This window comes from Paraburkholderia terricola (genome assembly GCF_900142195.1).
GTDB classification, from domain to species: domain Bacteria; phylum Pseudomonadota; class Gammaproteobacteria; order Burkholderiales; family Burkholderiaceae; genus Paraburkholderia; species Paraburkholderia terricola.
Map to the genome: position 1 here is coordinate 75,626 of NZ_FRAB01000005.1, position 25,164 is coordinate 100,789.

At 64.2% G+C, this 25,164-nt stretch carries 25 protein-coding genes and 1 pseudogene; 6 read left to right on the plus strand and 20 right to left on the minus strand.

Going from position 1 to position 25,164, the window contains the following annotated elements; genetic code table 11:
• Nucleotides 1–4: 4 nt before the first annotated feature.
• From BUE39_RS06190 to flhD, 15 genes are all read right to left on the minus strand, one after another.
• Nucleotides 5–1,306, minus strand: a complete 1,302-nt coding sequence (locus BUE39_RS06190) for a DUF3443 domain-containing protein (protein WP_073427780.1) — start codon at nucleotides 1,304–1,306, stop codon at nucleotides 5–7.
• A 14-nt stretch (nucleotides 1,307–1,320) separates the two neighbouring features.
• Nucleotides 1,321–1,854 (minus strand): DUF2844 domain-containing protein, encoded by a 534-nt coding sequence (locus tag BUE39_RS06195; protein WP_073427781.1) that lies wholly within the window; start codon nucleotides 1,852–1,854, stop codon nucleotides 1,321–1,323.
• Between the two features lie 288 nt (nucleotides 1,855–2,142).
• The gene (cheZ, locus tag BUE39_RS06200; RefSeq protein ID WP_073427782.1) at nucleotides 2,143–2,853 is read right to left on the minus strand and encodes a protein phosphatase CheZ; all 711 of its coding nucleotides are present in this window, start codon (nucleotides 2,851–2,853) and stop codon (nucleotides 2,143–2,145) included.
• A gap of 1 nt (nucleotide 2,854) precedes the next feature.
• The gene (cheY, locus tag BUE39_RS06205) at nucleotides 2,855–3,250 is read right to left on the minus strand and encodes a chemotaxis response regulator CheY (protein WP_073427783.1); all 396 of its coding nucleotides are present in this window, start codon (nucleotides 3,248–3,250) and stop codon (nucleotides 2,855–2,857) included.
• A 288-nt stretch (nucleotides 3,251–3,538) separates the two neighbouring features.
• On the minus strand, nucleotides 3,539–4,627 hold the full coding sequence (locus tag BUE39_RS06210) for a protein-glutamate methylesterase/protein-glutamine glutaminase (protein ID WP_073427920.1): 1,089 nt from the start codon (nucleotides 4,625–4,627) through the stop codon (nucleotides 3,539–3,541).
• Nucleotides 4,628–4,632: 5 nt separating this feature from the next.
• The gene (cheD, locus tag BUE39_RS06215) at nucleotides 4,633–5,481 is read right to left on the minus strand and encodes a chemoreceptor glutamine deamidase CheD (protein WP_073427784.1); all 849 of its coding nucleotides are present in this window, start codon (nucleotides 5,479–5,481) and stop codon (nucleotides 4,633–4,635) included.
• Nucleotides 5,478–6,425, minus strand: coding sequence for a CheR family methyltransferase (locus BUE39_RS06220; RefSeq protein WP_073427785.1), 948 nt, complete (start codon nucleotides 6,423–6,425; stop codon nucleotides 5,478–5,480). The genes cheD and BUE39_RS06220 overlap by 4 nt, the downstream gene beginning before the upstream one ends.
• A gap of 204 nt (nucleotides 6,426–6,629) precedes the next feature.
• The gene (locus BUE39_RS06225; protein WP_073427786.1) at nucleotides 6,630–8,546 is read right to left on the minus strand and encodes a methyl-accepting chemotaxis protein; all 1,917 of its coding nucleotides are present in this window, start codon (nucleotides 8,544–8,546) and stop codon (nucleotides 6,630–6,632) included.
• A 38-nt stretch (nucleotides 8,547–8,584) separates the two neighbouring features.
• Complete coding sequence (locus BUE39_RS06230) at nucleotides 8,585–9,115, minus strand: chemotaxis protein CheW (RefSeq protein WP_028198487.1); 531 nt, start codon at nucleotides 9,113–9,115, stop codon at nucleotides 8,585–8,587.
• Nucleotides 9,116–9,157: 42 nt separating this feature from the next.
• Complete coding sequence (gene cheA, locus BUE39_RS06235; protein ID WP_073427787.1) at nucleotides 9,158–11,446, minus strand: chemotaxis protein CheA; 2,289 nt, start codon at nucleotides 11,444–11,446, stop codon at nucleotides 9,158–9,160.
• 87 nt (nucleotides 11,447–11,533) lie between these two features.
• On the minus strand, nucleotides 11,534–11,911 hold the full coding sequence (locus BUE39_RS06240) for a response regulator (protein WP_073427788.1): 378 nt from the start codon (nucleotides 11,909–11,911) through the stop codon (nucleotides 11,534–11,536).
• Between the two features lie 84 nt (nucleotides 11,912–11,995).
• On the minus strand, nucleotides 11,996–13,003 hold the full coding sequence (gene motB / locus BUE39_RS06245) for a flagellar motor protein MotB (protein WP_073427789.1): 1,008 nt from the start codon (nucleotides 13,001–13,003) through the stop codon (nucleotides 11,996–11,998).
• Nucleotides 13,004–13,024: 21 nt separating this feature from the next.
• A complete protein-coding gene (gene motA / locus BUE39_RS06250; RefSeq protein WP_073427790.1) occupies nucleotides 13,025–13,885 on the minus strand; it encodes a flagellar motor stator protein MotA in 861 nt (286 codons plus the stop codon).
• Between the two features lie 273 nt (nucleotides 13,886–14,158).
• Nucleotides 14,159–14,719 (minus strand): flagellar transcriptional regulator FlhC, encoded by a 561-nt coding sequence (gene flhC, locus BUE39_RS06255; protein WP_073427791.1) that lies wholly within the window; start codon nucleotides 14,717–14,719, stop codon nucleotides 14,159–14,161.
• 51 nt (nucleotides 14,720–14,770) lie between these two features.
• A complete protein-coding gene (flhD, locus tag BUE39_RS06260; protein ID WP_013589958.1) occupies nucleotides 14,771–15,091 on the minus strand; it encodes a flagellar transcriptional regulator FlhD in 321 nt (106 codons plus the stop codon).
• Between the two features lie 714 nt (nucleotides 15,092–15,805).
• Between flhD and BUE39_RS06265 the strand changes: the two genes are divergently transcribed.
• Nucleotides 15,806–16,870: a glycosyltransferase family 4 protein gene (locus tag BUE39_RS06265; protein ID WP_073427793.1), complete on the plus strand. Its 1,065-nt coding sequence runs from the start codon at nucleotides 15,806–15,808 to the stop codon at nucleotides 16,868–16,870.
• Between the two features lie 290 nt (nucleotides 16,871–17,160).
• Here BUE39_RS06265 and BUE39_RS06270 read toward each other — a convergent pair whose 3' ends face one another.
• Complete coding sequence (locus tag BUE39_RS06270) at nucleotides 17,161–17,463, minus strand: H-NS histone family protein (protein WP_007179981.1); 303 nt, start codon at nucleotides 17,461–17,463, stop codon at nucleotides 17,161–17,163.
• A gap of 291 nt (nucleotides 17,464–17,754) precedes the next feature.
• Here BUE39_RS06270 and aqpZ point away from each other — a divergent pair, with 291 nt between their 5' ends.
• Together aqpZ and BUE39_RS35875 are read left to right on the plus strand one after the other, a co-directional pair.
• Nucleotides 17,755–18,495, plus strand: a complete 741-nt coding sequence (aqpZ, locus tag BUE39_RS06275; RefSeq protein ID WP_073427794.1) for an aquaporin Z — start codon at nucleotides 17,755–17,757, stop codon at nucleotides 18,493–18,495.
• Nucleotides 18,496–18,647: 152 nt separating this feature from the next.
• Nucleotides 18,648–18,773 carry a hypothetical protein gene (locus tag BUE39_RS35875; protein ID WP_268801984.1) on the plus strand — a complete coding sequence of 42 codons (126 nt, stop codon included), beginning with the start codon at nucleotides 18,648–18,650 and terminating at the stop codon, nucleotides 18,771–18,773.
• Between the two features lie 50 nt (nucleotides 18,774–18,823).
• On the opposite strand, the gene BUE39_RS06280 is transcribed toward BUE39_RS35875, so the two are convergent.
• Both BUE39_RS06280 and BUE39_RS06285 read right to left on the minus strand, forming a co-directional pair.
• The gene (locus BUE39_RS06280) at nucleotides 18,824–19,645 is read right to left on the minus strand and encodes a Cof-type HAD-IIB family hydrolase (RefSeq protein WP_073427921.1); all 822 of its coding nucleotides are present in this window, start codon (nucleotides 19,643–19,645) and stop codon (nucleotides 18,824–18,826) included.
• A gap of 97 nt (nucleotides 19,646–19,742) precedes the next feature.
• Complete coding sequence (locus tag BUE39_RS06285) at nucleotides 19,743–20,624, minus strand: glucosamine kinase nucleotide-binding domain-containing protein (protein ID WP_073427922.1); 882 nt, start codon at nucleotides 20,622–20,624, stop codon at nucleotides 19,743–19,745.
• Between the two features lie 139 nt (nucleotides 20,625–20,763).
• On the opposite strand from BUE39_RS06285, the gene BUE39_RS06290 reads away from it, so the two are divergent.
• Both BUE39_RS06290 and BUE39_RS06295 read left to right on the plus strand, forming a co-directional pair.
• Entirely contained in the window at nucleotides 20,764–21,360 is a 597-nt protein-coding gene (locus tag BUE39_RS06290; RefSeq protein WP_073427795.1) for a DNA-3-methyladenine glycosylase I, read from the plus strand.
• A 244-nt stretch (nucleotides 21,361–21,604) separates the two neighbouring features.
• Nucleotides 21,605–22,029: pseudogene (locus BUE39_RS06295) on the plus strand (hypothetical protein).
• Nucleotides 22,030–22,188: 159 nt separating this feature from the next.
• Here the strand turns inward: BUE39_RS06295 and rpsU are convergent.
• Nucleotides 22,189–22,401, minus strand: coding sequence for a 30S ribosomal protein S21 (rpsU, locus tag BUE39_RS06300; protein ID WP_006050883.1), 213 nt, complete (start codon nucleotides 22,399–22,401; stop codon nucleotides 22,189–22,191).
• Nucleotides 22,402–22,760: 359 nt separating this feature from the next.
• Entirely contained in the window at nucleotides 22,761–23,702 is a 942-nt protein-coding gene (locus tag BUE39_RS06305; protein WP_073427796.1) for an aldo/keto reductase, read from the minus strand.
• A gap of 268 nt (nucleotides 23,703–23,970) precedes the next feature.
• Here BUE39_RS06305 and BUE39_RS06310 point away from each other — a divergent pair, with 268 nt between their 5' ends.
• Nucleotides 23,971–25,116 carry a flagellin gene (locus BUE39_RS06310; RefSeq protein WP_073427797.1) on the plus strand — a complete coding sequence of 382 codons (1,146 nt, stop codon included), beginning with the start codon at nucleotides 23,971–23,973 and terminating at the stop codon, nucleotides 25,114–25,116.
• The last annotated feature ends 48 nt before the right edge of the window (nucleotides 25,117–25,164 follow it).

Here is a 25,164-nt window from a genome sequence, read left to right on the forward strand (position 1 = left end):
TGCGTTAAAACGCCACGTAAGGCGCCTGGCCGCCGCTCGCCCTCTTATCGAAGCCGTGGTACACGTAGCGGCCGTAGAAAAACGGCAAACCGAGATCGAAGGCCGTGCTGCTGCCGAGCTGCCCGGCCAGGTCGTTGTACGCGAACTTGTTGCCGCTGCCGAACAGCGTGGACGCGCTCAGAATGCCGATGTTCGCGGTCGCTTGCACGTTGTTCGCTCCGACCAGCGTGATCGACCGGGTTTGCGCGGACGACGGGCAGTAGAAGCCCGAGAAATTGCTGCCGCACAGGGTGAGCGAGCTATCCGCGAAGAAGTAGCCGTTCGAGCCCGAATCGAGGAACGCCGTCACCGTCGCGCCATTAAAGACGCTCCTGGTGAGATCGCCGAAGGCATCCGTGGTGAACGTGTTGGCTGCGGCAAGCGCGTTGTTCGACTGCGTGCCGATGCCGAACACCAGCGTGCCGGTGGCCGACGCCGCGCCGGTATCGGGAATCGGCGGCATCTGCACGATCACGCCGTTGTTGTCGGTCGGGAAGTTGGCGACGGGATTGGCGACCTGTTGCGCGACGGGCACCGCGGCGCGCGTGCACGAAGTACCGCCCGGGCACGCGAAGTAATTGCTGCTATTGACGGCAGTCGCCGGGTTCGCACAAGTCGAGCCGCAATCCGTGAGCGCCGTGCCGATACCGAGAATGCCGTTCGCGCCAAGATCGCTGACTGTGTTTTCCGCCGAGCCGCCGGTGTTCGAGCAGGCCGCGGGCACGGTGCTCGCGTCCTTGTCGCCGATGATCTGCACCGGAATCGCCGTGCTCGTCGTCTCGCCGCCGATCTTGATGGTCGCGGTGCGCACCGTGCCCCAGGTGTAGCCGTCCGCGAACGTCGCGCACTCGGCGAGTTGCGAGCCGCTTATGGTGCTGGGCTGCAACGCGCTCTGCATCGTCGAGTTCAGCACCGAGTTGACCACGCGCAGACCGAACGAACCGGTGTCGACCTGGACGTTGTTGATGGTCTGACAGGTGTTCGTGCCGGGCGCGCAGAGCGTCACGCTCACCGTCGGAATATTGATGACCCCGGTCGCACCGGGGCCGACCGTGATCGCCACGGTATTCGCGGCGGTCGCGGCAATCGGCTGCTGGGTGGGGCTGGCCGGCAAGCCGCTCGTCGAGCCCGACGTGCCGGAACCGGAACTGGAGCTGGGACTGTCGTCGCCGCCACCGCCGCAAGCGGCGACCGCCGACAGCAACGCCACGGCCAGGGCGGCCTGCACCCACCCCTTGAGCTTCTCGGCAATACGCATGGTTCGCATCGTTCGTCCTCGCATTACTGGATGTCGGAACCGCTGACGCCCGCAGGCAAAGCGGGGGGCAGCCACGCCTGACCGGAGAACGAGCCCATGTGGCCGCCCGAATGCACGACGAGGCCGCTCTGGTCGACCCTGACGGGGCCGTGGCCGCCGCCGCGCGCCGCGCGCACGGACTTCACGCCGGCGACGTATTGCGGGAAATAGCTGCCGAGCAGATCGTTCAGATCCGGCATTTGCGGACCGCGCCAGGCAATACCGAACACCGAACCGTCGGCGGCAAGGTATTCGCGCACCAGGGTGCCGTTGCCGAACGTGGTTTCACGCACGGTGTAGGAGGCGGAAGCCGAGCTTGAAGAAGCGGCGCCGGATGCCGAGCGCATCACGCCCTGCGCGCCGCCGGCGGGCTGCACGGTGCGTGAAGAGACCGACGCATCCGCGGGTGGGGTGATCGGCGTGCCGCCAAGTCCCGCGTGAGCGGGCTGCACGGCTGCGAACGACCAGGGTAAGGCGAGTGCCGCAACGTACATGGCACGACGTACACAACTCAACATGTCGAGGCTCCTCCCGAGCTGCTGCCCGGTCCGCATCTCGCGCGAACCGGCCGCATTTATACCAATCATAGGCACCGTGACGGCCGCATTCTGGAGGGGTTCCTCACCATGCCGCCGGCCGGCGCCTGTTTCTCGGCAGCAAGCCAACGCCGCCGCCTGAAGCCCTAGTATGCCTGTGGTTTGTGTCGGCAGACAGCACGCAAATCCGGGCCCGCGGCTTGCTGCGCATACTCATTCATCCGGCGTGCCGACGCGCTCCGATGCACTCGAAGCACGTTAAAGGGCGCCTTAAAAGCCGAGGCTCGCCAGCAGATCGTCGACTTGCGACTGGTCCTGCACCACGTCCGCCTTGCCTTCGGGGTTGATCTGCGGTCCGTTCAGCAGGTGCTCGGGACTGCCGGTCGACGAGACCTCGGCCGCCAGTGCAGCCGCGTTCGCCGCGAACTGCTCGCGCCGTTCGAGCGCGATGTTCTCGACCAGCACGCCGAGCAATTGCTGCTCGATCAGATACACGACGTCCGTGATCTTCTTGATGACCTGCCCGGTCAGATCCTGGAAGTCCTGCGCCAGCATGATCTCCATGAGTTGCGAGTTGGTGGCGCTGGTGGCTTCGGGCACGCCGCGCAAGAAGCTGCGCGTGTCGTTCATCAGCGCGCGCACTTCCTCGCGCTCGATCGGCGCCGCGTACCACTGCTCCCAGCGCGCGTCGAGTTCGCCCGCGTCTTTCTGCAACTGCTCCTGGATCGGCTTCGCGACATCGATCGAGGACAGCACGCGCTCGGCGGCCTGCTCGGTCATGTTCGCGATGTACTTCAAACGGTCGCGGGCATCGGGTACGGCTTCCGCCGCGCGCTCGACATGTTTGTCGAGCCCGAGTTCGCGCATCGAGTCGCGCAGCGTGCGCGTGAGTTGTCCAATGCGGGCGAGGATGCGGTCGGACGCGAAGTCGCCGCTCTCGTTGACCGCTTCGGCGCCATGCGCATGGGTCGGCTGGTCCACATCAGCTCCCGGCTTTCGCCATCTTCTCGAGAATCTTGTTGAGCTTCTCGTCGAGCGTCGCGGCCGTGAACGGCTTGACGACATAACCGCTCGCGCCGGCCTGCGCCGCCGCGATGATGTTTTCCTTCTTCGACTCGGCCGTCACCATCAGCACCGGCAGGTGCGTGAGGTTCGCGTCGGCGCGGATTTCCTTGAGCATGGCGAGACCGTCGAGGTTCGGCATGTTCCAGTCGGAGATCACGAAGTCATAGGTGCCGCCGCGCAGACGCGCGAGGCCGGCCTGACCGTCTTCCGCTTCGTCGACGTTGCCGTAGCCGAGCTCCTTGAGCAGGTTGCGAACGATCCGGCGCATCGTCGGAAAGTCGTCAACCACCAGAATCTTCATTCCCTTATCCATTTCATTCCCTTTGCTTGATCCAAGGTACGGCGCACGTCCGCCCGTCCAACCGTCCAACCCGATCTGTGTCGACCGGAGTTGGCGCTTTAGCGCCTTACTCCGGTCCCATGCCCTGTGCATCGACCAGAGTTGGCGCTTTAGCGCTTACTCTGGTCCCATGCCTTGTGCATCGACCGGAGTTTGCGCTTTAGCGCTTACTCCGGTCCCATGCCTTGTGCATCGACCAGAGTTGGCGCTTTAGCGCCTTACTCTGGTCCCATGTCCTCCGCTCGCCCGTCAGGCCGCGCATCACACGCGCTGAACGCGATCGCCCATCAACGACAGACGCGCCATCACCCGTCGGCTCATCTCCGGCAGCGATGCGATCTCGTCGGCCGCGCCGAGCGCAATGGCTTCGCGCGGCATGCCGAACACGATACAGCTCGCTTCGTCCTGCGCAAGGGTGTAAGCCCCTGCTTTCCTCATGTCCAGCAATCCCGCCGCGCCGTCGCGCCCCATGCCCGTTAGGATCACGCCGACCGCGTTCTTGCCCGCATGCTGCGCGGCGGAGCGGAACAGCACGTCCACCGACGGGCGATGGCGGTTCACCGGCGGCTCGTCCGAGAGATGCGCGATGTAGTTCGCGCCGCTGCGGGCCAGCAACAGGTGAGCGTGGCCGGGCGCGATGTAGGCATGTCCCGGCAGCACGCGTTCGCCATGCTCTGCCTCTTTAACGGTAATCCGGCACAAACCATTGAGGCGTTGCGCAAAAGATTTTGTGAAACCCGGCGGCATGTGCTGCGCGATCAGCACCGCGGGCGCATCCGGCGGCAGCGGCACCAGCACTTCGCGGATCGCTTCAGTGCCGCCCGTCGACGCGCCGACGATGATCAGCTTCTCGGTACTGAGCAGCGGATTGTTGAAGAGCGGCGCGGCGCCGACCGGCGCATGCGCGGCGTGGGCGGCCGCATGCTGCGCCGGCGCGGCCTGGCGCACGCGCGCGCGGGCCGCGGCGCGAATCTTGTCGGCGAGCTTTTCCGAATAGTCGAGCATGCCGTCGCGAATGCCGACCTTCGGCTTGGTGACGAAGTCGACCGCGCCCAGTTCGAGCGCGCGCAGCGTGATTTCGTTGCCGCGCTCGGTGAGCGACGACACCATCACGACCGGCATCGGCCGCAGGCGCATCAGCTTCTCGAGAAAATCGAGGCCGTCCATGCGCGGCATTTCGACGTCGAGCGTCAATACGTCGGGGTTGTGCTGCTTGATGAGCTCACGCGCGACCAGCGGGTCGGGTGCGGTCGCCACCACCGTCATGTCCGGCTGGCCGTTGATGATTTCCGTCATCAGGCTGCGGATCAGCGCCGAATCGTCGACGCACAGTACCTTGATTTTTTGCACAGCGCTCACGCCTCCTCTATCGTTCTGGCGTTGTTTGAATTAATCACGCGCGAATTCATGCCGCTCGCGGCGTTCGCGCCGAACAGTTCCACGCGCGGCTTCACCGCCGCGCCAGGACCGCCTGCCGCTGTGCCCGCCGCGCCGCCGGAAGCGGAGCCGAACAGCTCGACCTTCGGCCGCGCCGCGGCGGGTGATGAAAACAGTTCGACCTTGGGCTTCGCGGCGGCCGGGGCCGAAAACAGTTCGACCCGCTTGCGCGCGGCCGCGAGCCGTTCGGCGCGCGCCTCGGCGCTTTGCCGCACGAGCGCCTGTTCGCGCTCGGCCACGCCCGCTTCCTGCTGCACGCGCAATTTTTTCACCATCACCTGGCCGGTGCGCGGCATGAAGGCGACCTTGCGCGGGTGCGAGCCCTGCAAGTCCTCGGCGACGATGCGGATTTTTTCCAGCGCCAGGTAGCGGCGCACGAATTCCGAGTTGCGGTCGCCGATGTTCATCGTCGTCATGCCGGCGAGCACCGCGCCGCCGCCGAACACCTTGGCCTCGAAGCGCTCGCGCCGGCCGCCGGCCTTGATGAGTTCGTTGATCAGCACTTCCATCGCGTACGCCCCGTAGCGCATCGAATCCGACGCGGCCTGGCCGACGTCCGCGCCGTCGTCAGGCAGCATGAAGTGGTTCATGCCGCCGATGCCCGCGGTGCGGTCCTGGATGCAGGCCGCGACGCACGAACCCAGCACGGTGACGAGCACCATGTCTTCGTGGGTCGTGTAGAACTCGTTCGGCAGCAGCTTCACGCCGGGGCGTTGAAAGTGATTGTCGAAATACAGATTGGTGGCGATCGGCAAGCGGCTGCTCATGCTGTCACCCCGCTCGTCGAGGCATGGCTCGTGGTTCGCGCCGGGGCGGCGCGCGCGCCGCCCGCCGTGTCGCGCGTCAGTTCATAGACGGTCTGGCCGCGCAGCTTGAACGCCTGCGTGACGTACGTGAAATTTTCCGAGTGGCCCGCAAACAGCAGGCCGCCCGATTTCATCAGCGGCTCGAAGCGCCCGAGCACCTGCGCTTGCGTCGGCTTGTCGAAATAGATCATCACGTTGCGGCAGAAGATCGCGTCGAACTGCGAGCGCAACTGGTAATCGCGGTCGGTCAGGTTCAATTGCTCGAAGCGCACCAGCGAGCGCACTTCAGGGCGCACCTTGACCATGCCCGCATGCGCGCCGGTGCCCTTCAGAAAGAAGCGCTTGAGCCGCTCGGGCGACAGGTGCTTGACCTGGTCGAACTGGTACATGCCGGCTTCGGCTTTCGCCAGCACTTGCGTGTCGATGTCGGTGGCGAGCACGCTGGCGTGACGCGCGCCGCTCTCGCCGAGCGCTTCGATCAGCGTCATCGCGATCGAGTACGGCTCTTCGCCGGTCGAGGCCGCCGAGCACCACACCGAGACGGGCTGCGCGCGGCGCGGCACGAATTCGGCAAGGATCGGGAAGTGATGCGCCTCGCGGAAAAACGCGGTCAGGTTGGTGGTGAGCGCATTGGTGAACGCCTCCCACTCGGCCGGATCGTTTTCCGCCTCGAGCAGATCGAGATACTGCTTGAAGGTGTCGAGGCCGCGTGCGCGCAACCGGCGCGCAAGGCGGCTGTAGGCCATGTCGCGCTTGTGGTCCGATAGCGAGATGCCCGCGCTGCGGTGAATCAGGTCGCGAATGCGAGCGAAATCCGCGGACGTGAATTCGAAATCCCGTCCCTGCTCGCCGGATCTAGCCGGTTCCGCCCGCTCGGGGCGTTGCTGTGCGCGCGTTGCCATCATGTGAGTTCCTGCCTGCGATACGAGCCATCCCGCTTGCCGCCAAGGCCGTTGCCTCGCGGAGAAGGGATTGGGTTCGCGGGGTCGCGCACTCCCGCGAGTTTTACCAACATGCAGTCGGCCCGCGACACGCCGGTAAGGCGTGCTTCGATGATTCGCCCCTCAGGGAGCGAGATGCCGAATGACTGCATGTTTTTCCGCCATGTCCTAGAAAGTTTCCCAGTCGCCGTCCGAGCCCGCCGTGGCCGCGCTCGCGGCCGGACGTGCCGGGGATTCGCTCGCCGCGCGGGTCGTCTTCGGCTTCAAGGCCGGTTCGACGCGCGCGGTGGATGCGTCATGGTTGGCCGATGCCGGTGCTGCTTGCGTTGCGGTGTTTGCGGTGTTTGCGGTTGCTTGAGGTGCCGAATGCGCCGCGCCATGTGCGCTCGCTCGCGGTGCCGCTTTCGCGGCCCGGGCGCCGCCGGCGCTACGTGCGCTGCCGTGCTTGCCGCCGCTCGTGCGCGCCGTTGCCGGCGCCGCTGTTGCCGCCACTGCGCCGCGCGCCGCGAGCGCGCCGCCGTGCGTCGGGCCGCCGGCCACCTTCCAGCCGCTCACCACCGTTTGCAACTGGCGCGTCTGGTCTTCGAGCGAGGCGGCGGCTGCCGCTGCCTCTTCGACCAGCGCCGCGTTCTGCTGCGTGACTTCGTCCATCTGCACGACCGCGCGATTCACCTGCTCGATGCCGCCCGATTGCTCCTCGGACGCCGCGCTGATCTCGCCCATGATGTCGGTCACGCGGCGCACCGCCTGGACGATCTCGTCCATCGTCGTGCCTGCCCGGCCCACCAGGGTCGAGCCGCTTTGCACCTTGTCGACGGAGTCGCCGATCAGTTCCTTGATTTCCTTCGCGGCGCTCGCGCTGCGCTGCGCGAGGCTGCGCACTTCGCCGGCCACCACGGCGAAGCCGCGGCCCTGTTCGCCGGCGCGCGCGGCTTCGACCGCCGCGTTCAGCGCGAGAATATTGGTTTGAAACGCAATGCCTTCGATCACGCCGATGATGTCGACGACCTTGCCCGAGCTGGCCGCGATGTCCTGCATCGTCGTGACGACCTGGCTCACCACGTCGCCGCCGCGCGTCGCGATGTCCGACGCGTTGACGGCCAACTGGCTCGCCTGACGCGCGTTCTCGGCGTTCTGGCGCACGGTGCCGGTGAGCTGCTCCATGCTCGACGCGGTTTCCTGCAGCGAGGCGGCCTGCTGTTCGGTGCGTTGCGACAGATCGGTGTTGCCCATCGCGATTTCGCGCGCGCCGGTGTCGATCGACTCGGTGCTGCTGCGAACCGCCTTCACCATCGTCGCCATGCTTTCCTGCATCCGCTTGATGCCGCTGAACAGCCGGCCGATTTCGTTACTGCTCGACACCGCGATCGTCTCGGACAGGTCGCCCGACGCGATGCGCTCGAAGCAGGCGGTAGCGTCCGCGAGCGGCTGCACGATCAGGCCGCGCAGCGCGAAGCGCAAGCCGACCACCAGCAGCAAGGCAAGCGCGCCGAAGCCGGCGATCAGCGTCGTCATCAGGGAGATGTTGGACTGCGCGGCTGCCTGCTGGTCGACCGCCTGCTGCTGCAGGCTCTTGACCACCGCCGACGCCACGTTGTCGTAGGCGACGAACATCGGGCTGATCTTCTTGTCGGCGATCGCGTGGTACGCGGCCAGATCGCCCGCGCGCAACGCGGCGAATTCGGGCTCCAGGCCGTCGCGCACGACCGTCGTGCGGCGGGCCACCAGTTCGTCGAGCTGGGCCTGATCGATGCCGCTCTTCGGCGCGTCGAGATAGGTCTGCCAGCTCTTGCTGCTGAAGCCGTGCAGCTCCACCGCGCGGTCCAGCACCTTCTTCGCCGTTTCAGTGTCGCCGGCGGCGCTCAGCGCGGTGAAACGATCGAGCGACAGGCGCGAGCGCAGCAGATAGGCCGACGCATCGTCGAGCGCGTGAATCGCCACCAGATCGCCGCGCGCGATCCGGTCGAGCGACTGGCGGGCGCTGCTCAGCGCCGTCAGCCCAAGGACGCCGACCACCACGGTGAGCGCGACGAGAATGATCCCCACCAGCGTGAGGGAGGTCCGAATCGACCACCTGCTTAGCATTTCAATGCTCCTTCACAAACTCTTGAATGCCGCAGCCGTCAGGCGCCGAGCGTTTCGATCAGCGCCATTTCGCGGCTGGTCATCAACTTCTCGATGTCCATCAGGATCAGCATGCGGCCGTCGACGGTGCCGAGCCCCGTGAGGTACTCGGTCGTCAGCGTGGCGCCGAATTCCGGCGCCGGCATGATCTGGTCGGTGGCGAGCGTGAGCACGTCCGACACGCCGTCCACCACCATCCCGACCACGCGATGCGCGACGTTCAGGATGATCACCACGGTCTGGTGGTCGTACTCGACGCGCCCCAGATGGAACTTGATACGCATGTCGACGATCGGCACGATGATGCCGCGCAGATTGATCACGCCCTTGATGAACTCAGGCGCGTTCGCGATACGCGTCACGTTGTCGTAGCCGCGGATTTCCTGCACCTTGAGAATATCGATGCCGTACTCTTCGGCGCCGAGCGTGAAGACGAGGAATTCCTGACCGCCGGCGTCAGCCTGCTGCGCGTCGCGGCGACCATTCGTCGCGTTCGCGACGCTCGAATTGATGGATTGGACTTCTGCCACGTTAGCCCCCAAACGGTTGGGATGAAATGAATTGAGTGAATGTCATGCGAGGCTCATCGCGCCATGCGCGTTGCGCGTCTCGCGGTTCAGCGCCGCCACGTCCACGATCAGCGCGACACTGCCGTCGCCGAGAATGGTCGCGGCGGAAATGCCGTGCACCTTGCGGTAATTGGTTTCGAGATTCTTCACGACCACCTGCTGCTGGCCCACCAGCTCGTCGATCAGCATCGCGAAGCGGCGCCCCTCGGTTTGCATGATGGTGACGATGCCCTGCGTCGGTTCCTGCTTCGCGTCCTCGACGTTGAACACTTCGTGCAACGCGACGAGCGGCAGGTATTCGCCGCGCACCCGCACCACGCGCTCGCCGTTGGCCACCGTGTAGATGTCCTCGGCGCGCGGCTGCAGCGACTCCATCACGAAGTTCAGCGGCAGAATGAAGATCTCGTTGCCGACCTTCACCGACATGCCGTCGAGAATCGCCAGCGTGAGCGGCAGGACGATGCGTGTGGTGCTGCCCTTGCCGGCGTGCGACGTGATTTCCACGTGACCACCCATCGACTGGATGTTCCGTTTCACCACGTCCATGCCGACGCCGCGGCCGGAGACGTCCGTCACCTGTTCCGCCGTCGAGAAGCCCGGCAGGAAAATCAGGTTCCACACTTCCTCGTCAGTCATGCTTTCGCTGACCTGCATGCCCTGCTTGGCCGCTTTCGCGAGAATCTTGTCGCGGCGCAGGCCCGCGCCGTCGTCGCTCACCTCGATCACGATGTTGCCGCCGTGGTGCGCCGCCGACAGCACCAACTGGCCGGTCGAATCCTTGCCCGCCGCGCGCCGCGCTTCCACGGTTTCGATGCCGTGATCGAGACTGTTGCGCACGAGGTGCGTCAACGGATCGATGATCCGTTCGATCAGGCTCTTGTCGAGTTCGGTCGCCTGACCGAAGGTGACGAGCTCCACCTGCTTGCCGAGCTTCGCCGCGAGATCGCGCACCAGACGCGGGAAGCGGCTGAACACGTAATCCATCGGCATCATGCGGATCGACATGACCGCTTCCTGCAGATCGCGCGCGTTGCGCTCGAGCTGCGCCATGCCGTTGAAGAGGCGATCGTGCAAGGCCGGGTCGAACGTGCTGGTGGTTTCCGCGAGCATCGCCTGCGTGATCACGAGTTCGCCGACCAGGTTGATCAACTGATCGACCTTTTCGACGCCGACGCGAATCGAGCTGCCCTCCGCGCCGCCTGCCGCCGCGGCCGGACGCGCCGCCTTGCGGTCGTTCTCGGCCGGCGCGGCGGCGCTGGCCGCCGGCGCCTGGCCGGCGGCGGGTGCGCTGCTCGCCGCCGCGGGTTGAGCGGCGGTGGCGGCCGCGGCCGCTGTGCCTTGCGCGGACGGTTGGGCGTGCGCGGCGCTCGTCGCCGGCGCGGCTTGCGTTACCTCGACTGCTTGTGCCGCCTGTGCTGCTTGCGCCGGGGCCGAATCGGCAGCGTCGGGCGTTCCAGGTTCGCCTTGCTGCGTCTCGCCCGCCGGTGCGGTGCCACGGCCGATCGAGATCTGACTTTCGTCGATCACGAAACAGCACACGGCGATGATGTCGTCGGAGGGCACGTCGCTCGAGAGCCACAGCGTCAGATCGCCGCCGCTCTTGACCTGCCCCACGATGTTGCCCAGGTTGCCGAGCTCCTCAGCCAGCAGTGCCTGATCCTTCTCTCCCACGCCCCGTAGCGTAATTTTCAGATGTGGGCCGGCGTTGTCGTTTGCATCGCCTGTGCCCGCGGCTTGCCCAGTCTGTGCCGGTTCGCCGTCAGTCCATTCACCCGCCGCCTGCACCGCCTGTTCGACGACATGCTCCGGCGGGGTGCCGCCTTGTACCGCCTGCGTTTCCAGCGGCGCCGCCACGGCGACAGCCGCTGCCGGCGCCGCTTCGGCCGGTGCGCCGCCGAAGCGGCTTTCGGCGTGCAACTGTTCGAGCTTCGCGCAGATCGCCTTCGCGACCGCGGTATCCGGCTCGGCGCTCGCGCGGTAATCGGCGAGCTGGCCCGACAACACGTCCTTGGTTTCGAGGAACGTGTCGATCATGTCCTTGCGCAGCACGAGTTCGTTATTGCGCGCGCGGTCGAGCAGCGATTCGAGAATGTGGGTCGTTTCCGTCAGCGCGGTGAAACCGAACGTCGCCGCGCCGCCCTTGATCGAATGCGCCGCGCGGAAAATCGCCGCGAGGTCTTCGGGATCGGGGTGCGCGATGTCCAGATTGAGCAGCAACTGCTCCATCTGCGCGAGCAGTTCGTCCGCTTCGTCGAAGAACGTCTGATAGAACTGAGTGATGTCGAGTGTCATGCCTGTGTCACCGCGAGAGTTCCTGTCTAGGCTTGGGCTGCCGTGCCGCCGCGTCGAAAGCTTCTATAACCTGTGTATGAATGGGGCTTAGGCGGGGTCCGGTTCGGCGAGCGCCGCCACCAGTTCCGTCAGCATGTCGGGGTCGAGCGGCTTTTCGATCCAGCCGGTCGCTCCCGCAGCCCGCGCCGCCGCCTTGAAGGAGTCGCCCGATTCCGTCGTGAGGACGAGGATGGGGGTCGCCTGGTAAGCCGGGTTGCCGCGCAGTTCGGCGATCAGATCGAGGCCGGTCTTGCCCGGCATGTGCTGGTCGGTCAGCACGAGGTCGAACGGGATGGCGAGGGCGTTTTCGAGCCCTTCGTTGCCGTCCGCCGCGAGCGTCACTTCGTAGCCGGCCGTCGTCAGCGTCGCGGCAAGGATCTGCCGCATCGATGCTGAATCGTCGATTGCCAGGATGTGCCTGATCATGAAAAACCTCGCTGCGCTTACGCTATGGATCGCCGGGCTGCTCGCGCCAGTCGGGCGCGTGAACGGTCAGGCGATCGCCGTTTGTTACTGGGTCGCCCGCGTCGCCGCGGACACCTTCGGTGCAACCGTCACCGGTTGCGCAAGTCTTTGCAGCAGCGGCTTGGAGCCGGCTGCGTCGTCCGACAGGGTGGTCGTGGTGGAGTCGTCATGGTTGAGCGCCTCCTCCGACTTCCTGTTCAGCACGATGATGCTGATGCGGCGGTTTTCCGGATCCATCGGATCCGCCTTGTTCAGGTTCTGCGTCGACGCGAGGCCGAGCACGCGCATCACCTTCGCTTCGTCCATGCCGCCGGCGATCAGCTCGCGGCGCGACGCATTGGCGCGGTCCGCGGACAATTCCCAGTTGCTGTAGCCCTTCTCGCCGCCCGCGTACTGCGCGGCGTCGGTGTGTCCCTGCACGATGATGCGGTTCGGCACGTCGTTCAGCGTGTGACCGATTTCGCGCAGGATGTCGCGCATGTACGGCTCCACCTGATCTCTCGCCGTGGCGAACATCGGCCGCTTCTGCGAGTCGACGATTTCGATGCGCAAACCGGTCAGCGTCGAATCGATCCGGATCTGCTGCTTGAACTGGCGCAGCACCGGGTTCGCCTCGATCGCGGCCATCAGCTTGACCTGCAGATCGTGCAGACGGACCTGCTCGCGGCGCTCCAGCTCGCCCTGCAACTGCTTGAGCGAGTCTTCCGGCGCATGCGACGCGGTGCGCTCGGCGCGGTTGTTCGTGCCGTCGGTGGAGCGCGTCACGCCCTGCGCGTCGGTCGAGATGTCGCGGCCGCCGCCCTTCAGAATGCTTGAATCCTCGGCGCTGCGGTCGCCGCCCCACAGCGTGATCTTCAACGGCTGGTTGAAGTACTCCGCGATGCCCTTCAACTGCACGGTGGAGGCCGAGCTCAGCAGCCACATCAGCAGGAAGAACGCCATCATCGCGGTCATGAAGTCCGCATACGCGAGCTTCCACGCGCCACCGTGATGGCCCGCCTTCTTCGGCGCGGCGCGCTTGACGACAATGGCGCGGTCTTTGTCCTTGCTCATCGCTTCGGTCCCCGGCGCCCGTTACTTGGCCTTGACCCGGCGCACGTGCTCTTCCAGCTCGGCGAACGACGGGCGTTCGGTCGAGAAGAGCACCTTGCGGCCGAATTCGACGGCGATCGCCGGGGCATAGCCGTTCAGGCTGGCGAGAATCGTCACCTTGATGCACTGGAACATCTTGGTCGACTCGGTCACGCGCTGTTCGGCGACGCTCGCGAGCGGCCCGATCAGTCCGTACGAAAGCAGAATGCCGAGGAAGGTGCCGACCAGCGCCTGGGCGATCATCTCGCCGAGCACCGCGGGCGGCTTGTCGGCGGAGGCCATCGTATGCACCACGCCCATCACCGCGGCCACGATGCCGAACGCCGGCATCGCGTCGCCGACCTTGTTCAGCGCGTGCGCGGGCGCCTCGCCTTCCTGGTGATGCGTTTCGATTTCCTCGTCCATCAGGCTTTCGATCTCGAACGCATTCATGTTGCCGCCCACCATCAGACGCAGATAGTCGGTGAGGAACTCGATGATGTGCTTGTCGGCGAGGATCTTCGGATACTGCGTGAAGATCGGGCTCTTCGACGGATCGTCGATGTCGGCTTCGAGCGTCAGCGTGCCTTCCTTGCGCGCTTTCGCCAGCAGGACGTAGAGGAGCGCCATCAGCTCCATGTACACGTCCTTGTTGTACTTCGCGCCCTTGAACAGGGTTGGAATGACGCGCAGCGTCGCCTTGATCGTCTTCATCCCGTTGCCGAGAATGAACGCGCCCACCCCGGCGCCGACGATCATCAGCACTTCAACGGGCTGCAGCAGCGCGCCGAGATGACCGCCTTCCAGCGCGTAACCGCCGAAAACGGACAAAAGCGTCACGAGTGTTCCCACGAAAATCAGCACTGCGGAGCCCTCACAAAGAAGCGACGGTGACCGTCGTTAAACTGGTTTACGGCAAGCGGGCAGAAAACTTTGACGGAAAAGCGGCCTGCCGCTCCGGTGTAAACCAGAGGCAAGTCAAAGCGGCGCAGTTGGGGCCGGGACTAGGTGGCCTGGCGGAAGGACGCGTCGGGACGGGGTGCGCTCGGGTGCCGGGGCACGCGGGCGGCGGATGACGGGCGCCAGGCGGCGGGCCACCGGCGATGCCGGCCCGCGCGCTGGCGGCCGGGCCGCGACTCAGGCTTCGAGCGCGGCGAGACTCTCGCGGGCCCGGGCGTCGGCGAATTTCTTTGTCTTACCGGCGCGCGAGGGCGGCTGGCAGAGGCCGCAGACGAACGCATGCTGCGGATCGTGCGCATGCGCGACAAAATGCCCGCCGCAGCGGCAGCAGGGCGTCATTTGCAGCATCCCGGAGTCGAAAAAACGCACCAGCGTCCAGGCGCGCGTGAGACTGAGCACGGGCTCGTCGTCGTGCAACTGGACGTGCTCCTGATAGAGCCGGTAGCTCTTCACGATCGACTGGATCGTCTCGCAGCCGCCATGGCCGGCCATGAAACGGTAGATGTTGTAGAACAGCGACGAGTGAAAGTTCGGCTGCCAGGTCATGAACCAGTCGGTCGAGAACGGCAGCATGCCCTTGGGCGGCGACACCCCTTTCAGTTCCTTGTACAGCTTGATGAGCCGGTCGCGCGACAGGCTGGTTTCAGCCTCCAGCAATTGCAGCCGCGCGCCGAGTTCGATCAGTTCGATCGCGAGGGTGATTTCCCTCACTTCGAGCACCACGCTTTTATAGGCCATCCGCTTGCATTGCCCCCGTCCTGATCGCTGCGTGTGAGGTGCGGGCTGTCATCAGCCGAGTTGCTCGACGGGCTGGCTTGCCATCAGGATCGCGGAATGCGCCTGAGCCACGGCGCTGGATTTGCCCTTGTCCGCCAGAGCGGACAGCACGGCATGGTCATCGAAACGGAAACGGCACAGCACCTGATTGGACGCCGCCAGCTTGACGGTCTGCGCCAACGACAGATTGGCAAGTACGTCGGCTAGCTGGTCCGAAATCCCCATGCGAAACATGCCCATCGGCTTGTCTTCGCGCAGCAGCCGCTGCGCGAGCAGGAGATAGGACAGGTTGACTTCTCTGATCTCATTGAGCATATCGCTTGTCGCGCTCATGATTCCCCCGGGGTGTATCTGGCTGGTCAGGCCGTTACGGAAACGTTTGCTCGAACGCGCGCACTTAAACGCACGAATCGGCTCGTTTCTGGTCTTGCACGCATTGTCTCGAATGGGGGCGCGGACGAAAATCGGACAGACACCCAGCCTGTTTGACGGATTAATCCGTCATTCATGTAGGAATTTTTCCTACACCGCAGGAGTGGGAAATGAAGTGAAAGGAAAGTGGGGCAATTCGCTTCAAGCCGCTATGCCATTTGAATTTTTCTTTGACGGCGATGCGAGGCGGACTCGGGTATCCGAGTGCTTCGCGGCGCGCCCCTCGGAAGGGTGAAAAACAATTATAAGACGTTTTCACCTCTGCGTAATACGCCCGATATAGGCGCCTTTCGCGTGTCAGGCGCGCGTCTTGCTACTGGCCTGCGCGGCTTTGACAGCGTGCGGGCAAGGCGGCCGCGAACATCGCCGAGTCGCTGGTACGGCCTTTCGGACAAACCTGTAACGGCCCATGTTTCCCGCTGTAACAACATTAAGCGTTTGAAAAATAACTCGAATTGGCGCGGCCAATCCCGATAATGAAGCTAAGGGATTACCCGATGCAGGTTCGGAGCACCCCCGGGCGGCGGCTAACCGCGCCCAACCGTCCGTCAGGCATTCGCTCCTCGCTCTACTCGAGCGCCGCTGTGCGAAGCCGTTCTGAATAGGAGAATACGCATGCGAATCGCACAAATTGCGCCGTTGTACGAAGCCGTCCCGCCGAAATTGTACGGCGGCACCGAACGCGTCGTGTCGTACCTGACCGAAGCGCTGGTCGACCTCGGCCACGACGTCACGCTCTTTGCGAGCGGCGACTCGGTGACCTCCGCGAACCTCGACGCCTGCTGGCCTCGCGCGCTGCGCCTCGATCCCACGATCCGCGACGCGCTCGCTCCGCACGTGCTGATGATGGAGAAGGTGCGCAAGGTGGCGCACGAATTCGACGTACTTCACTTTCACCTCGACTACATGCCGTTCCCGCTGTTCACGACGATGGACACCCCGTTCGTGACCACCCTGCACGGTCGGCTGGACCTGCCGGAGTTACAACCGGTATTCGACGCTTTTTCAAACGTGCCGGTGGTGTCGATTTCCGATTCGCAACGCGTGCCGCTGCCGCAGGCGAACTGGCTCAACACGATTTACCACGGCTTGCCCGACCAATTGCTGACGCCGCAGGCGCACAAGAAGCCGGAGTACCTGGCGTTCCTCGGTCGTATCTGCCCGGAGAAGCGCGTCGATACAGCTATCAAGATCGCTGCACAAAGCGGTTTGCCGCTGAAGATCGCCGCCAAGGTGGACAAGGTCGACCAGGACTATTTCAAGCGCGAGATCGAGCCGCTGCTGTCGCAGGCGCACGTGGAATTCGTCGGCGAGATCAACGAGGCGCAGAAGCCCGAGTTTCTGTCGGGCGCCAAGGCGCTGCTGTTCCCGATCGACTGGTCGGAGCCGTTCGGCCTCGTGATGATCGAATCGATGGCGTGCGGCACGCCGGTGATCGCGTTCAACCGCGGCTCGGTGCCGGAGGTGATCGACCACGGCGTGACCGGCTACATCGTGGAGGACGTGCAGGGCGCCGTGGCCGCGCTGCAGCGTCTGGACGAACTGTCGCGCACCGAAATCCGCGCGCAGTTCGAACGCCGCTTCAGTTCGACGACGATGGCGCAGAACTACGTCGACAGCTATTCGGCACTGATCGAAGCGACGCGCCGCCCGGTGCTGCGCCAGGTGGCGGTTGGCTGACAGGCGGAGCGCGAGCGGTTGATGCGTTTTTGCAATGAACAGGCGGCTATTATTTCTGCCGCCTGTGCCGCTTTCCTTTTCGCCGGTCAATTCGCAGGGGATTCACGATGTGAATCGTTTGCGCGCCCGGCAACTCGGGAGTTTCGCTCCCTTTCTCCAGAAAAAAGCCGCCCTTAAGGGTGGCTTTTTTTACGCGGCATGGATGCGCTTCCAACGTCCGATTAGAGCGAAGCGAATAAAGATCGAGTACGCCAACCTTCATTCAGCTTTCGCACCGGCGGCCAATCGGCTTAAGCCGCGCCAATCAGAAAACGTTCGCGATTCTTGCCGACGATCCACTTGGGCGGCTTGCCGCGCCCGCTCCATGTATTTCCCGATTTCGGATCCTGGTACTTCGCCGGCAGCGGCGCCTTCTTGGGCGGACGGCCGCGCTTGGCGGCCACGGCGAAGCCGAGGTCCTGCGCGGTGAGACCGTATTCGGCGATCTTTTGGCGGATGTCGGCGACAACATTGTCGATTTCCGTACGACGGGCTTCTTCAGCCTGTGCCTGTAATTTGGCGATCTGCGCCTTGAGGTCTGCATATTGAGACATTGTGGTTCTCCCCTTTCTGAACTCATTCGCTCGAAGATTAACTGCAATTATGCGGATTCGCAATGGCGAACAATACCGATTTAGGACGATATCATCTGATAATAATTAAGCGTCGTTGAATTGTTAAACGACATCTTTATTCGCCAATAAGAGGTAAAGCCGGTCTCGGTATTGACAATTCTTGACACCTGCTTTGTCTGGCTTTCCCTAAAATTGCGCATTCCCAAGATGCGCGGGCGCACGTAGCCGTCCGTGTCCCCAAGAGCGTCTGTCTTTTTAGGATCACCAATCATGCAGTTGTCAAAGCGCCTCGCGGCCGAACTTTTCGGCACTTTCTGGCTTGTGCTCGGCGGGTGCGGCAGCGCGGTTCTCGCCGCCAACTTCGCCGGCCCGGTCCACGGTTTGGGCATCGGCTTCGTGGGCGTGTCGCTTGCCTTCGGCCTGACTGTCCTCACCATGGCTTTTGCGATCGGCCACATTTCCGGCTGCCACCTGAATCCGGCGGTGAGCGTCGGCCTGACCGTCGCCGGGCGTTTTCCGGCTCGCGACCTGCTGCCGTACATCGTCGCGCAAGTGATCGGCGCGGTGCTGGGCGCGCTGGTGCTGTCGTTGATCGCCTCCGGCAAGCCCGGCTTCGATCTGATCGCCAGCGGCTTCGCCAGCAACGGCTATGGCGAGCGCTCGCCGGGCCATTACTCGCTCGCGGCCGCGTTCATTTGCGAAGTGGTAATGACCGGCTTCTTTCTGTTCGTCATCCTCGGCGCGACCGACAAGCGCGCGCCGGCTGGTTTTGCACCAATCGCGATCGGCCTGTGCCTCACACTCATTCACCTGATCTCGATCCCGGTCACGAACACGTCGGTCAACCCGGCTCGTTCCACCGGCCCGGCGCTGTTTGTCGGCGGCGCGGCGATGGATCAGTTGTGGATGTTCTGGGTCGCACCGATCATCGGTGCGGTGATCGCAGGTGTGCTGTACCCGCTCATCGCGGAAAGCCGCAGCGGCAAGTCGCAGAAACTGGCAATCGACTAACCAGCGAGTGCATTTGCGAGACTGTTGGAACGGGCGCTAAGGCGCCCGTTTTGTTTGGCGCCAGAGCTCGGCCGTTTGACCGTGGCTGGAATCACAACGATCGTCATTGGGGGCCGCGATGGTCGAGGCGACTACGGCGATCGCCGCGGCGGATGGCACGGCTGATCGTCAGGCCCGGCAAGGCGCGGCGGACGCGGCTTGATGGCCCGACGCTCGTTGCGGCTGCTCGCGAAGGCATCAAGGCACAGCGCGCGCCGCAGCCCGAACACGACGAATAATCGGCCCGCGTCCACGAAGGTGGATGCGGGCCGATTTCATTTTCAGGTCATCAGGCTATCAATTCGTCGTCGATCGAGAAGAGCTTGCGCAGATGGTGCGCAACGCCCGCTTCGAAGTTGTTGCCGATGCGCGGCACGTTCGGCAGGCGCGTGACGAGGTCGGGATTGGCATTGTTCATCATGAACGGATGACCGGCCGTCTCCAGCAGGTCGATATCGTTCATGTTGTCGCCGAACGCCACGCACAGCGACGCATCGACGCCGAGGCGCTCGAGCACGATCCGCAAGGCGCGGCCCTTCGACACGTTCGACGTCATCACTTCCAGACAGTCCGGCAGCGAGTAGGTGACATAGAGCGCGTCGCCAAACTCGCGCGCGAGATTCGCCGCCACCAGCGCGAGATCGGCAGGCTCGCCGATATAGAGCGCCTTTGCGATGTCGACGCCGTCGTGATTCGGCAGGTCCGTCACCTCGTAGGTGAAACCGGAGTCCTGGTGATATTTCAGCAGATGCGGCGCATGGCGGTCGATCAGCCACGCCTGGTCGGCGAACAGGTTGACGATCACACGGCCATGCGCGCCGGCGATTTCGGGCAGGACAAGCCGTTGCACAATTGCCGGCGGCAGATCGTCCGCGTGGAGGACCGTATTGTCGGGCGCGTGGATGCGCGCGCCATTCGAGGTGATCAGATACGGGCTGATGCCCAGTAAGTCGCGAATGCCCGCGACGTCGCAGTAATGGCGGCCCGTGGCAATCACGAACCGCACGCCGTCGCTTTCCAGCTTGCGCACGGTAGCGACGGTGAACGGGTCGAGCTGGTGGTCGGCGTTGAGTAGCGTGCCGTCGAGATCCGTGGCGATGACTTTATACATGTGCGGGCAGCCGGGCAGCGTCAAAGCGTGCATTTTACCGTTGCCGGCCGCGTTCGCCGGCTCGCGCTCGCGATGCACCAACCCCATGCGCTCATTCTCACCCCGTGAGGCGAGCCGCTTCCCGCTGCGCGAGCCGCAAGCCGCCATGCGCGGAATCGGCCAAGGGTTCGCGCAAGCGCGCCTGGTAAATCTGCGGCACGTATTCGCGCAACGGTGCGCCCAGCCCGCCGCACAACGCAATCGGCAAGCTCGCCGACGGGTCGAGCGCCGCGATCATCTTCCCCACTTCAGCGCCCGCCTCGCCGAGCAGCCGCGCCGCGAACGGATGCGTGCGATGCGCGATGACGATCGGCGCGAGCCTCGCATACGCGGTCTGATTGGCCTCGCATAGCCAGACCACGAGGCCGTCGCGGTCGTGCGCGCCGGTATGCGCGAGCAGGGCTTGCACCAGATCGTCGTTGGGTCCGCGACCGTCGAGCGCGTGCTGCGCGTGCACGATGGCGCGCACTCCGAGCCAGGCGCCGCTCGCCTCATCGCCCGATGGGAAGCCGTAGCCGCTGACAATCCGGCACTCGCCGTCAGCGCCGAGCGCGGCCGCGACACTGCCGGTGCCAAGCGCGACGATCACGCCTTGCGCGCCGCCGTGCGCACCCAGCAAGGTCGTGTAGGCATCGCTTTCAATGGCGAGCCCGGCTAGCGCGGGCGCCCGCGCCCGAAAGGCGCTCAACCAGTCGCGATTGTTGACTCCTGCCAAGCCGCAGCCGAGCACGCAGCGCGACCAGTCCAGCGTTGCGCCGACGCTTGCGAATGCGTCGGCGCAACCGGCCGTGATTGCCTCCCAAGCCCGTTCCACGCCGAGCCCCAAACCCGATGGTGCGCCCGCCGCCTGCGCCAGTTCACGGCCGCGCGCGTCGCCGAGCACGACTCGCGTACCGCTGCCGCCGCCGTCAATGCCGATCAGAAAAAAGTCGTTGTTCATCGAATCGAATGGGTTGGGGTGGGAATAACGCATAGCGTGGCAGGTCAGTTTCAATCCCGCAATCGGCCAAACGGCCAGCTTGCGGCGCGCCCGGCTTCCGCTATGCTGGCGGTCGCCATCACAACGCAGGAGCGCGACAGTGACTGAACGATGCAACTGGGTGTCGAGCGAAGCGCTCGCACACTACCACGACACCGAATGGGGCGTGCCCTCGCGCGACGACCGGCATCTGTTCGAGATGCTCGTACTGGAGGGCGCGCAGGCGGGTTTGTCCTGGTCCACGATTCTCAATAAGCGGGCCGGCTATCGCCGCGCTTTTGCCGATTTCGACATCGACAAGGTGGCGCGCTTTACGCCGAAACAGGTGGAAGCGCTGGTGCTGGACGAAGGAATCGTCCGCCACCGCGGCAAGATCGAAGCGGCCGTCAACAACGCTCGCGCCGTGCAGCAGATTCAGGCGGAACATGGGTCGCTCGCCAACTTCGTCTGGTCGTTCGTCGACCAGACGCCGATCCAGAACGAGTGGGCGTCGTATAAGCAGGCGCCTGCGTCGACGGAGGTGTCGGACGCGCTCAGCAAGGGGTTGAAGCGTTACGGCTGCAAGTTCGTCGGCTCGACTATCTGTTACGCGTTCATGCAGGCTGTCGGCATGGTGAACGACCACGAGGCGAACTGCATGTGCCGCGCGCGATGCGTGGCGCTCGCCAAGAAGGAACGCAACCGGAAAGCGGGTTGATACGGTTGCGGTTCATCGCGGCTGCGAGGTCGACGCGCCATCGGGTAAAGCCCTGCTGCGCTTTCTGGCGCGATCGGTCGTTATATGGTTATGAGCGCGGCGCGGTCGAGGACCAGAAGCCGAATCCGTGAATTGAAGGTGTTTCGCGTTGTTAGTCCGAAGTTGGTAAATCGGCGCCAACGGGATACTTCAACTCATGCGCTGAATCAATGACCAACCGCTGTGCAAACGCGTGGGGACGACCATGAAGACGCTTAACTTCCTGACGCATCAGGACATTTTCGACCAGGCCGTGGGGCACCTGTTCGACCAGAAACGCGCTGCGCTGCTGCCCCGCGGCGGCGGCGCCTACCGCGGCTATTGCGGCGGCTGCCCGGTGGGCAACTTCATCAAGCACGCGACTATATGACCGCGATGGAAGGCGTCCCGGTGCGCTATATCGGCAAAACGCCCGCTGAGGTGCCCGCCTATATGGACGTTGGCGTATCAGCACTGAAAAATGCGCTCTTGCGCGCGCGCATCAACGTGTACGACCAAGCCACCGTCGATCTGCTCAGTTGCCTGCAAAACGTGCACGACGTCTTCGGTACTTGGGAATGGCGTGAGCGTTTGACCTCGATCGCCCGCCAGTTCGGACTGTCCGCCGAGAGACTGAAGAGCGCCGCATAACACTCGGCAATAGCGCAACAATACGCGGCGGCACGGCAATGCACGAACCAGCGTCAAAAAAAGCCGGCACTCGAAACGCGACATGCCCCAAAAAGCAAAACGGCGATGTGGCTTCTTTCGAAGCTCACACCGCCGTTCGGCCGTGCGGAAAAAACGTGCTTAGTGCAGCTTTTTCGGCAGCATCTGGCTACGCAGACGCTTGTGCAGACGCTTCACAGCAGCTGCCTTCTTGCGCTTACGCGCCGTGGTCGGCTTTTCGTACGATTGGCGCTCACGCAGTTCTGCGATCAGGCCATTTTTTTCGATAGCACGACGAAAGCGGCGAATCGCCACTTCGAACGGCTCGTTTTCTTTCAGAAGAATCGTCGTCATGTAATTCCTAACTCAATCACTTGATATGGGTTGATTGCGTGGCGGGAGACCGCTCACGCGCCGGCCCTCCGGTCGCTCCGATTCATGGCCAGTAACAGGCAAACGCGGGAAGAACCCGGCCAAACCATGAATGAAACGAGAGGCAAAGCGGCCACGGAGGCCGGAAAAGAGAGGTGCGGAACTCACCGCGGAACGCGGACAGACGTATTGCAAAATGCCGCGCCTGCTGCCGTTTCGCCTAGCTTTCACCAACGAAAAACATTGACGAAACCGGCAAAGATCTCAATTCACTCCCGATAATATCAGGAAACCGCCCATCGTACCAGGGGTTTAGGGATTCCGCCAGGTCCGTCGAGTGATCATGCGCTCGCCTCGTCCAGTTCGCGGATATCGGCGCCGGTCAGCACCAGGTGGACGGCCGCCGCGAGGCTGTTGAGCTGCTCGACCGAAGTCGCGCTGGCGATCGGCGCGGTCACGCTCGGCCGCGCGATCAGCCACGCCAGCGCGACGGTAGCCGGCGTGCTGCCGTGCCGCTCGGCGACCCGGTCGAGCGCGCCCAGAATCCGCAGACCGCGCTCGTCGAGGTACCGCTCGACCCGGCTGCCGCGCGCCTTATTGACCAGATCCGCCGGCGAGCGGTACTTGCCGGACAGAAAGCCGCTTGCAAGGCTGTAGTACACCACCACGCCGAGTTGGCGGGCGAGCGCCACCGGTTCGATATCGCTTTCGTATTCGGCGCGGTCGTACAGGTTGTACTCCGGCTGCAACAGTTGATATTCGGGCAGACCGTGCCGGCGGGACACGGCGAGCGCTTCCTCGATACGCGCGCCGCCGTAGTTCGAGGCGCCGATCACCCGCACCTTGCCCGCCTCGATCAGCTTCTGGTAGGCGCCCAGCGTTTCCGCGAGCGGCGTGTCGGCGTCATCATCGTGGGAAAAGTAGATGTCGACGTAATCGGTTTGCAAGCGTCGCAGCGAGTCCTCGAGCGCCGCCTGGATGTTGGCCGCCGACAACCCCTTGCGCCGCGGATGCTTGGACACCTTGGTGGCGAGCACGATCCGGTCGCGCCGGCCACTTTTGCGCAGCCACTTGCCGATGATGGTCTCCGACTCGCCGCCCTGGTTGCCGGGCACCCACGCCGAATAGACATCGGCGGTATCGATGAAGTCGAGACCGGCATCCACGAACGCATCCAGGATCGAAAACGAGGTCGCTTCGTCGGCGGTCCAGCCGAATACATTGCCGCCGAACATGAGCGGCGCCACCTCCAGTTCCGAACGTCCAATCCTGCGCTTTTGCATGATTTCTCCTGGCTTTTTCACGAGAGCAATCGAGAATACGCCGTCTCCCGGATGCCTGCAGCAAAGCGTGCCGACCGGGCCGCAAGCCTTGCCTGGCGGCGCTCGGCGCGCCAGGCAAGGCAAACGTTTGGGCCCCCATTACAGAAAGTTCCTCAAGTTTTTTTTAGAGGGGCCGTCAACCTTCACTGAGGCGGCCAGCAATGAACGAGTGCTTCCGCCGATGCCAAACCTGGCGTACTGGGCTCAAGGCTTATTTAGGAGATTTTCCATGCTCGGAATCAATAGCAACATCAACTCGCTGGTTGCACAGCAAAACCTTAATGGCTCGCAAAGCGCCCTTTCGCAAGCCATCACCCGTCTGTCGTCGGGCAAGCGCATCAACAGCGCAGCTGACGATGCGGCAGGTCTCGCGATCTCGACGCGTATGCAAACGCAGATCAACGGCCTGAACCAGGGCGTGTCGAATGCGAACGACGGCGTGTCGATGATCCAGACCGCCTCGAGCGCACTGTCCTCGCTGACCTCGAGCCTGCAACGTATCCGCCAACTGGCCGTGCAGGCATCGACCGGTTCGCTGTCGTCGAGCGACCAGGCCGCGCTGCAGAAGGAAGTCGCCGCGCAAGTCTCGGAAGTGAACCGTATTGCGTCGCAAACGACGTACAACGGCACGAACATTCTGGACGGCTCGGCAGGCAGCGTGACGTTCCAGGTCGGCGCGAACGTCGGTCAAACGATCAGCCTGGATCTGAGCCAGTCGATGTCGGCTGCGAAGATCGGCGGCGGTCTGGTGCAAACGGGTCAAACCGTCGGCACGGTGTCGGTCAGCCTGGACGCTGCTGGCGCCTACACGGCTACCGGCGCGACGATCACCGCGGTCAACGTGCTGTCGGACGGCAAGGGCGGCTACACGTTCACGGACCAGAACAACCAGGCGATCAACTCGACCGTCGCCGGCGCGATCTTCAGCACGGGCACGCAGTCGGGCACCGGCACCGCCATCACGACCCTGGCGCTCAGCGCCGGTGCAACGACGACGGCAGGCGCGGGTTCCGCTGCTCAGGTTGCGGCAGTTGCGCAGATCAACGCGATCAACAGCCCGCCGACGGTTTCGGGCCTCGACATCAGCACGGTCACGGGCGCGAACCAGGCACTGGTCTCCATCGACAATGCACTGCAGACGGTGAACAACCTGCAAGCATCGCTCGGTGCCGCGCAAAACCGCTTCACCGCAATCGCAACCTCGCAGCAAGCTGAATCGACGGACCTGTCGTCGGCACAGTCGCAAATCACGGACGCCAACTTCGCACAGGAAACGGCGAACCTGAGCAAGGCGCAAGTGCTGCAGCAAGCGGGTATCTCGGTGTTGGCGCAAGCTAACTCCAACCCGCAGCAAGTTCTGAAGCTCCTGCAGTAAGAGCCGACGCGGCAACGGTGATGCGCCGCGCGAGAAGCGCGGCGCATC

Excerpts from the sequence above, each read along its gene's own strand:
- BUE39_RS06190 (WP_073427780.1), bottom strand. The coding sequence starts at position 1,306 with ATGCGAACCATGCGTATTGCCGAGAAGCTCAAGGGGTGGGTGCAGGCC.
- BUE39_RS06195 (WP_073427781.1), bottom strand. The coding sequence starts at position 1,854 with ATGTTGAGTTGTGTACGTCGTGCCATGTACGTTGCGGCACTCGCCTTA.
- cheY (WP_073427783.1), bottom strand. The coding sequence starts at position 3,250 with ATGGATAAGGGAATGAAGATTCTGGTGGTTGACGACTTTCCGACGATG.
- cheD (WP_073427784.1), bottom strand. The coding sequence starts at position 5,481 with ATGAGCAGCCGCTTGCCGATCGCCACCAATCTGTATTTCGACAATCAC.
- BUE39_RS06220 (WP_073427785.1), bottom strand. The coding sequence starts at position 6,425 with ATGATGGCAACGCGCGCACAGCAACGCCCCGAGCGGGCGGAACCGGCT.
- BUE39_RS06225 (WP_073427786.1), bottom strand. The coding sequence starts at position 8,546 with ATGCTAAGCAGGTGGTCGATTCGGACCTCCCTCACGCTGGTGGGGATC.
- cheA (WP_073427787.1), bottom strand. The coding sequence starts at position 11,446 with ATGACACTCGACATCACTCAGTTCTATCAGACGTTCTTCGACGAAGCG.
- BUE39_RS06240 (WP_073427788.1), bottom strand. The coding sequence starts at position 11,911 with ATGATCAGGCACATCCTGGCAATCGACGATTCAGCATCGATGCGGCAG.
- motB (WP_073427789.1), bottom strand. The coding sequence starts at position 13,003 with ATGAGCAAGGACAAAGACCGCGCCATTGTCGTCAAGCGCGCCGCGCCG.
- flhC (WP_073427791.1), bottom strand. The coding sequence starts at position 14,719 with ATGGCCTATAAAAGCGTGGTGCTCGAAGTGAGGGAAATCACCCTCGCG.
- flhD (WP_013589958.1), bottom strand. The coding sequence starts at position 15,091 with ATGAGCGCGACAAGCGATATGCTCAATGAGATCAGAGAAGTCAACCTG.
- BUE39_RS06265 (WP_073427793.1), top strand. The coding sequence starts at position 15,806 with ATGCGAATCGCACAAATTGCGCCGTTGTACGAAGCCGTCCCGCCGAAA.
- BUE39_RS06270 (WP_007179981.1), bottom strand. The coding sequence starts at position 17,463 with ATGTCTCAATATGCAGACCTCAAGGCGCAGATCGCCAAATTACAGGCA.
- aqpZ (WP_073427794.1), top strand. The coding sequence starts at position 17,755 with ATGCAGTTGTCAAAGCGCCTCGCGGCCGAACTTTTCGGCACTTTCTGG.
- BUE39_RS35875 (WP_268801984.1), top strand. The coding sequence starts at position 18,648 with ATGGCACGGCTGATCGTCAGGCCCGGCAAGGCGCGGCGGACGCGGCTT.
- BUE39_RS06280 (WP_073427921.1), bottom strand. The coding sequence starts at position 19,645 with ATGTATAAAGTCATCGCCACGGATCTCGACGGCACGCTACTCAACGCC.
- BUE39_RS06285 (WP_073427922.1), bottom strand. The coding sequence starts at position 20,624 with ATGAACAACGACTTTTTTCTGATCGGCATTGACGGCGGCGGCAGCGGT.
- rpsU (WP_006050883.1), bottom strand. The coding sequence starts at position 22,401 with ATGACGACGATTCTTCTGAAAGAAAACGAGCCGTTCGAAGTGGCGATT.
- BUE39_RS06305 (WP_073427796.1), bottom strand. The coding sequence starts at position 23,702 with ATGCAAAAGCGCAGGATTGGACGTTCGGAACTGGAGGTGGCGCCGCTC.
- BUE39_RS06310 (WP_073427797.1), top strand. The coding sequence starts at position 23,971 with ATGCTCGGAATCAATAGCAACATCAACTCGCTGGTTGCACAGCAAAAC.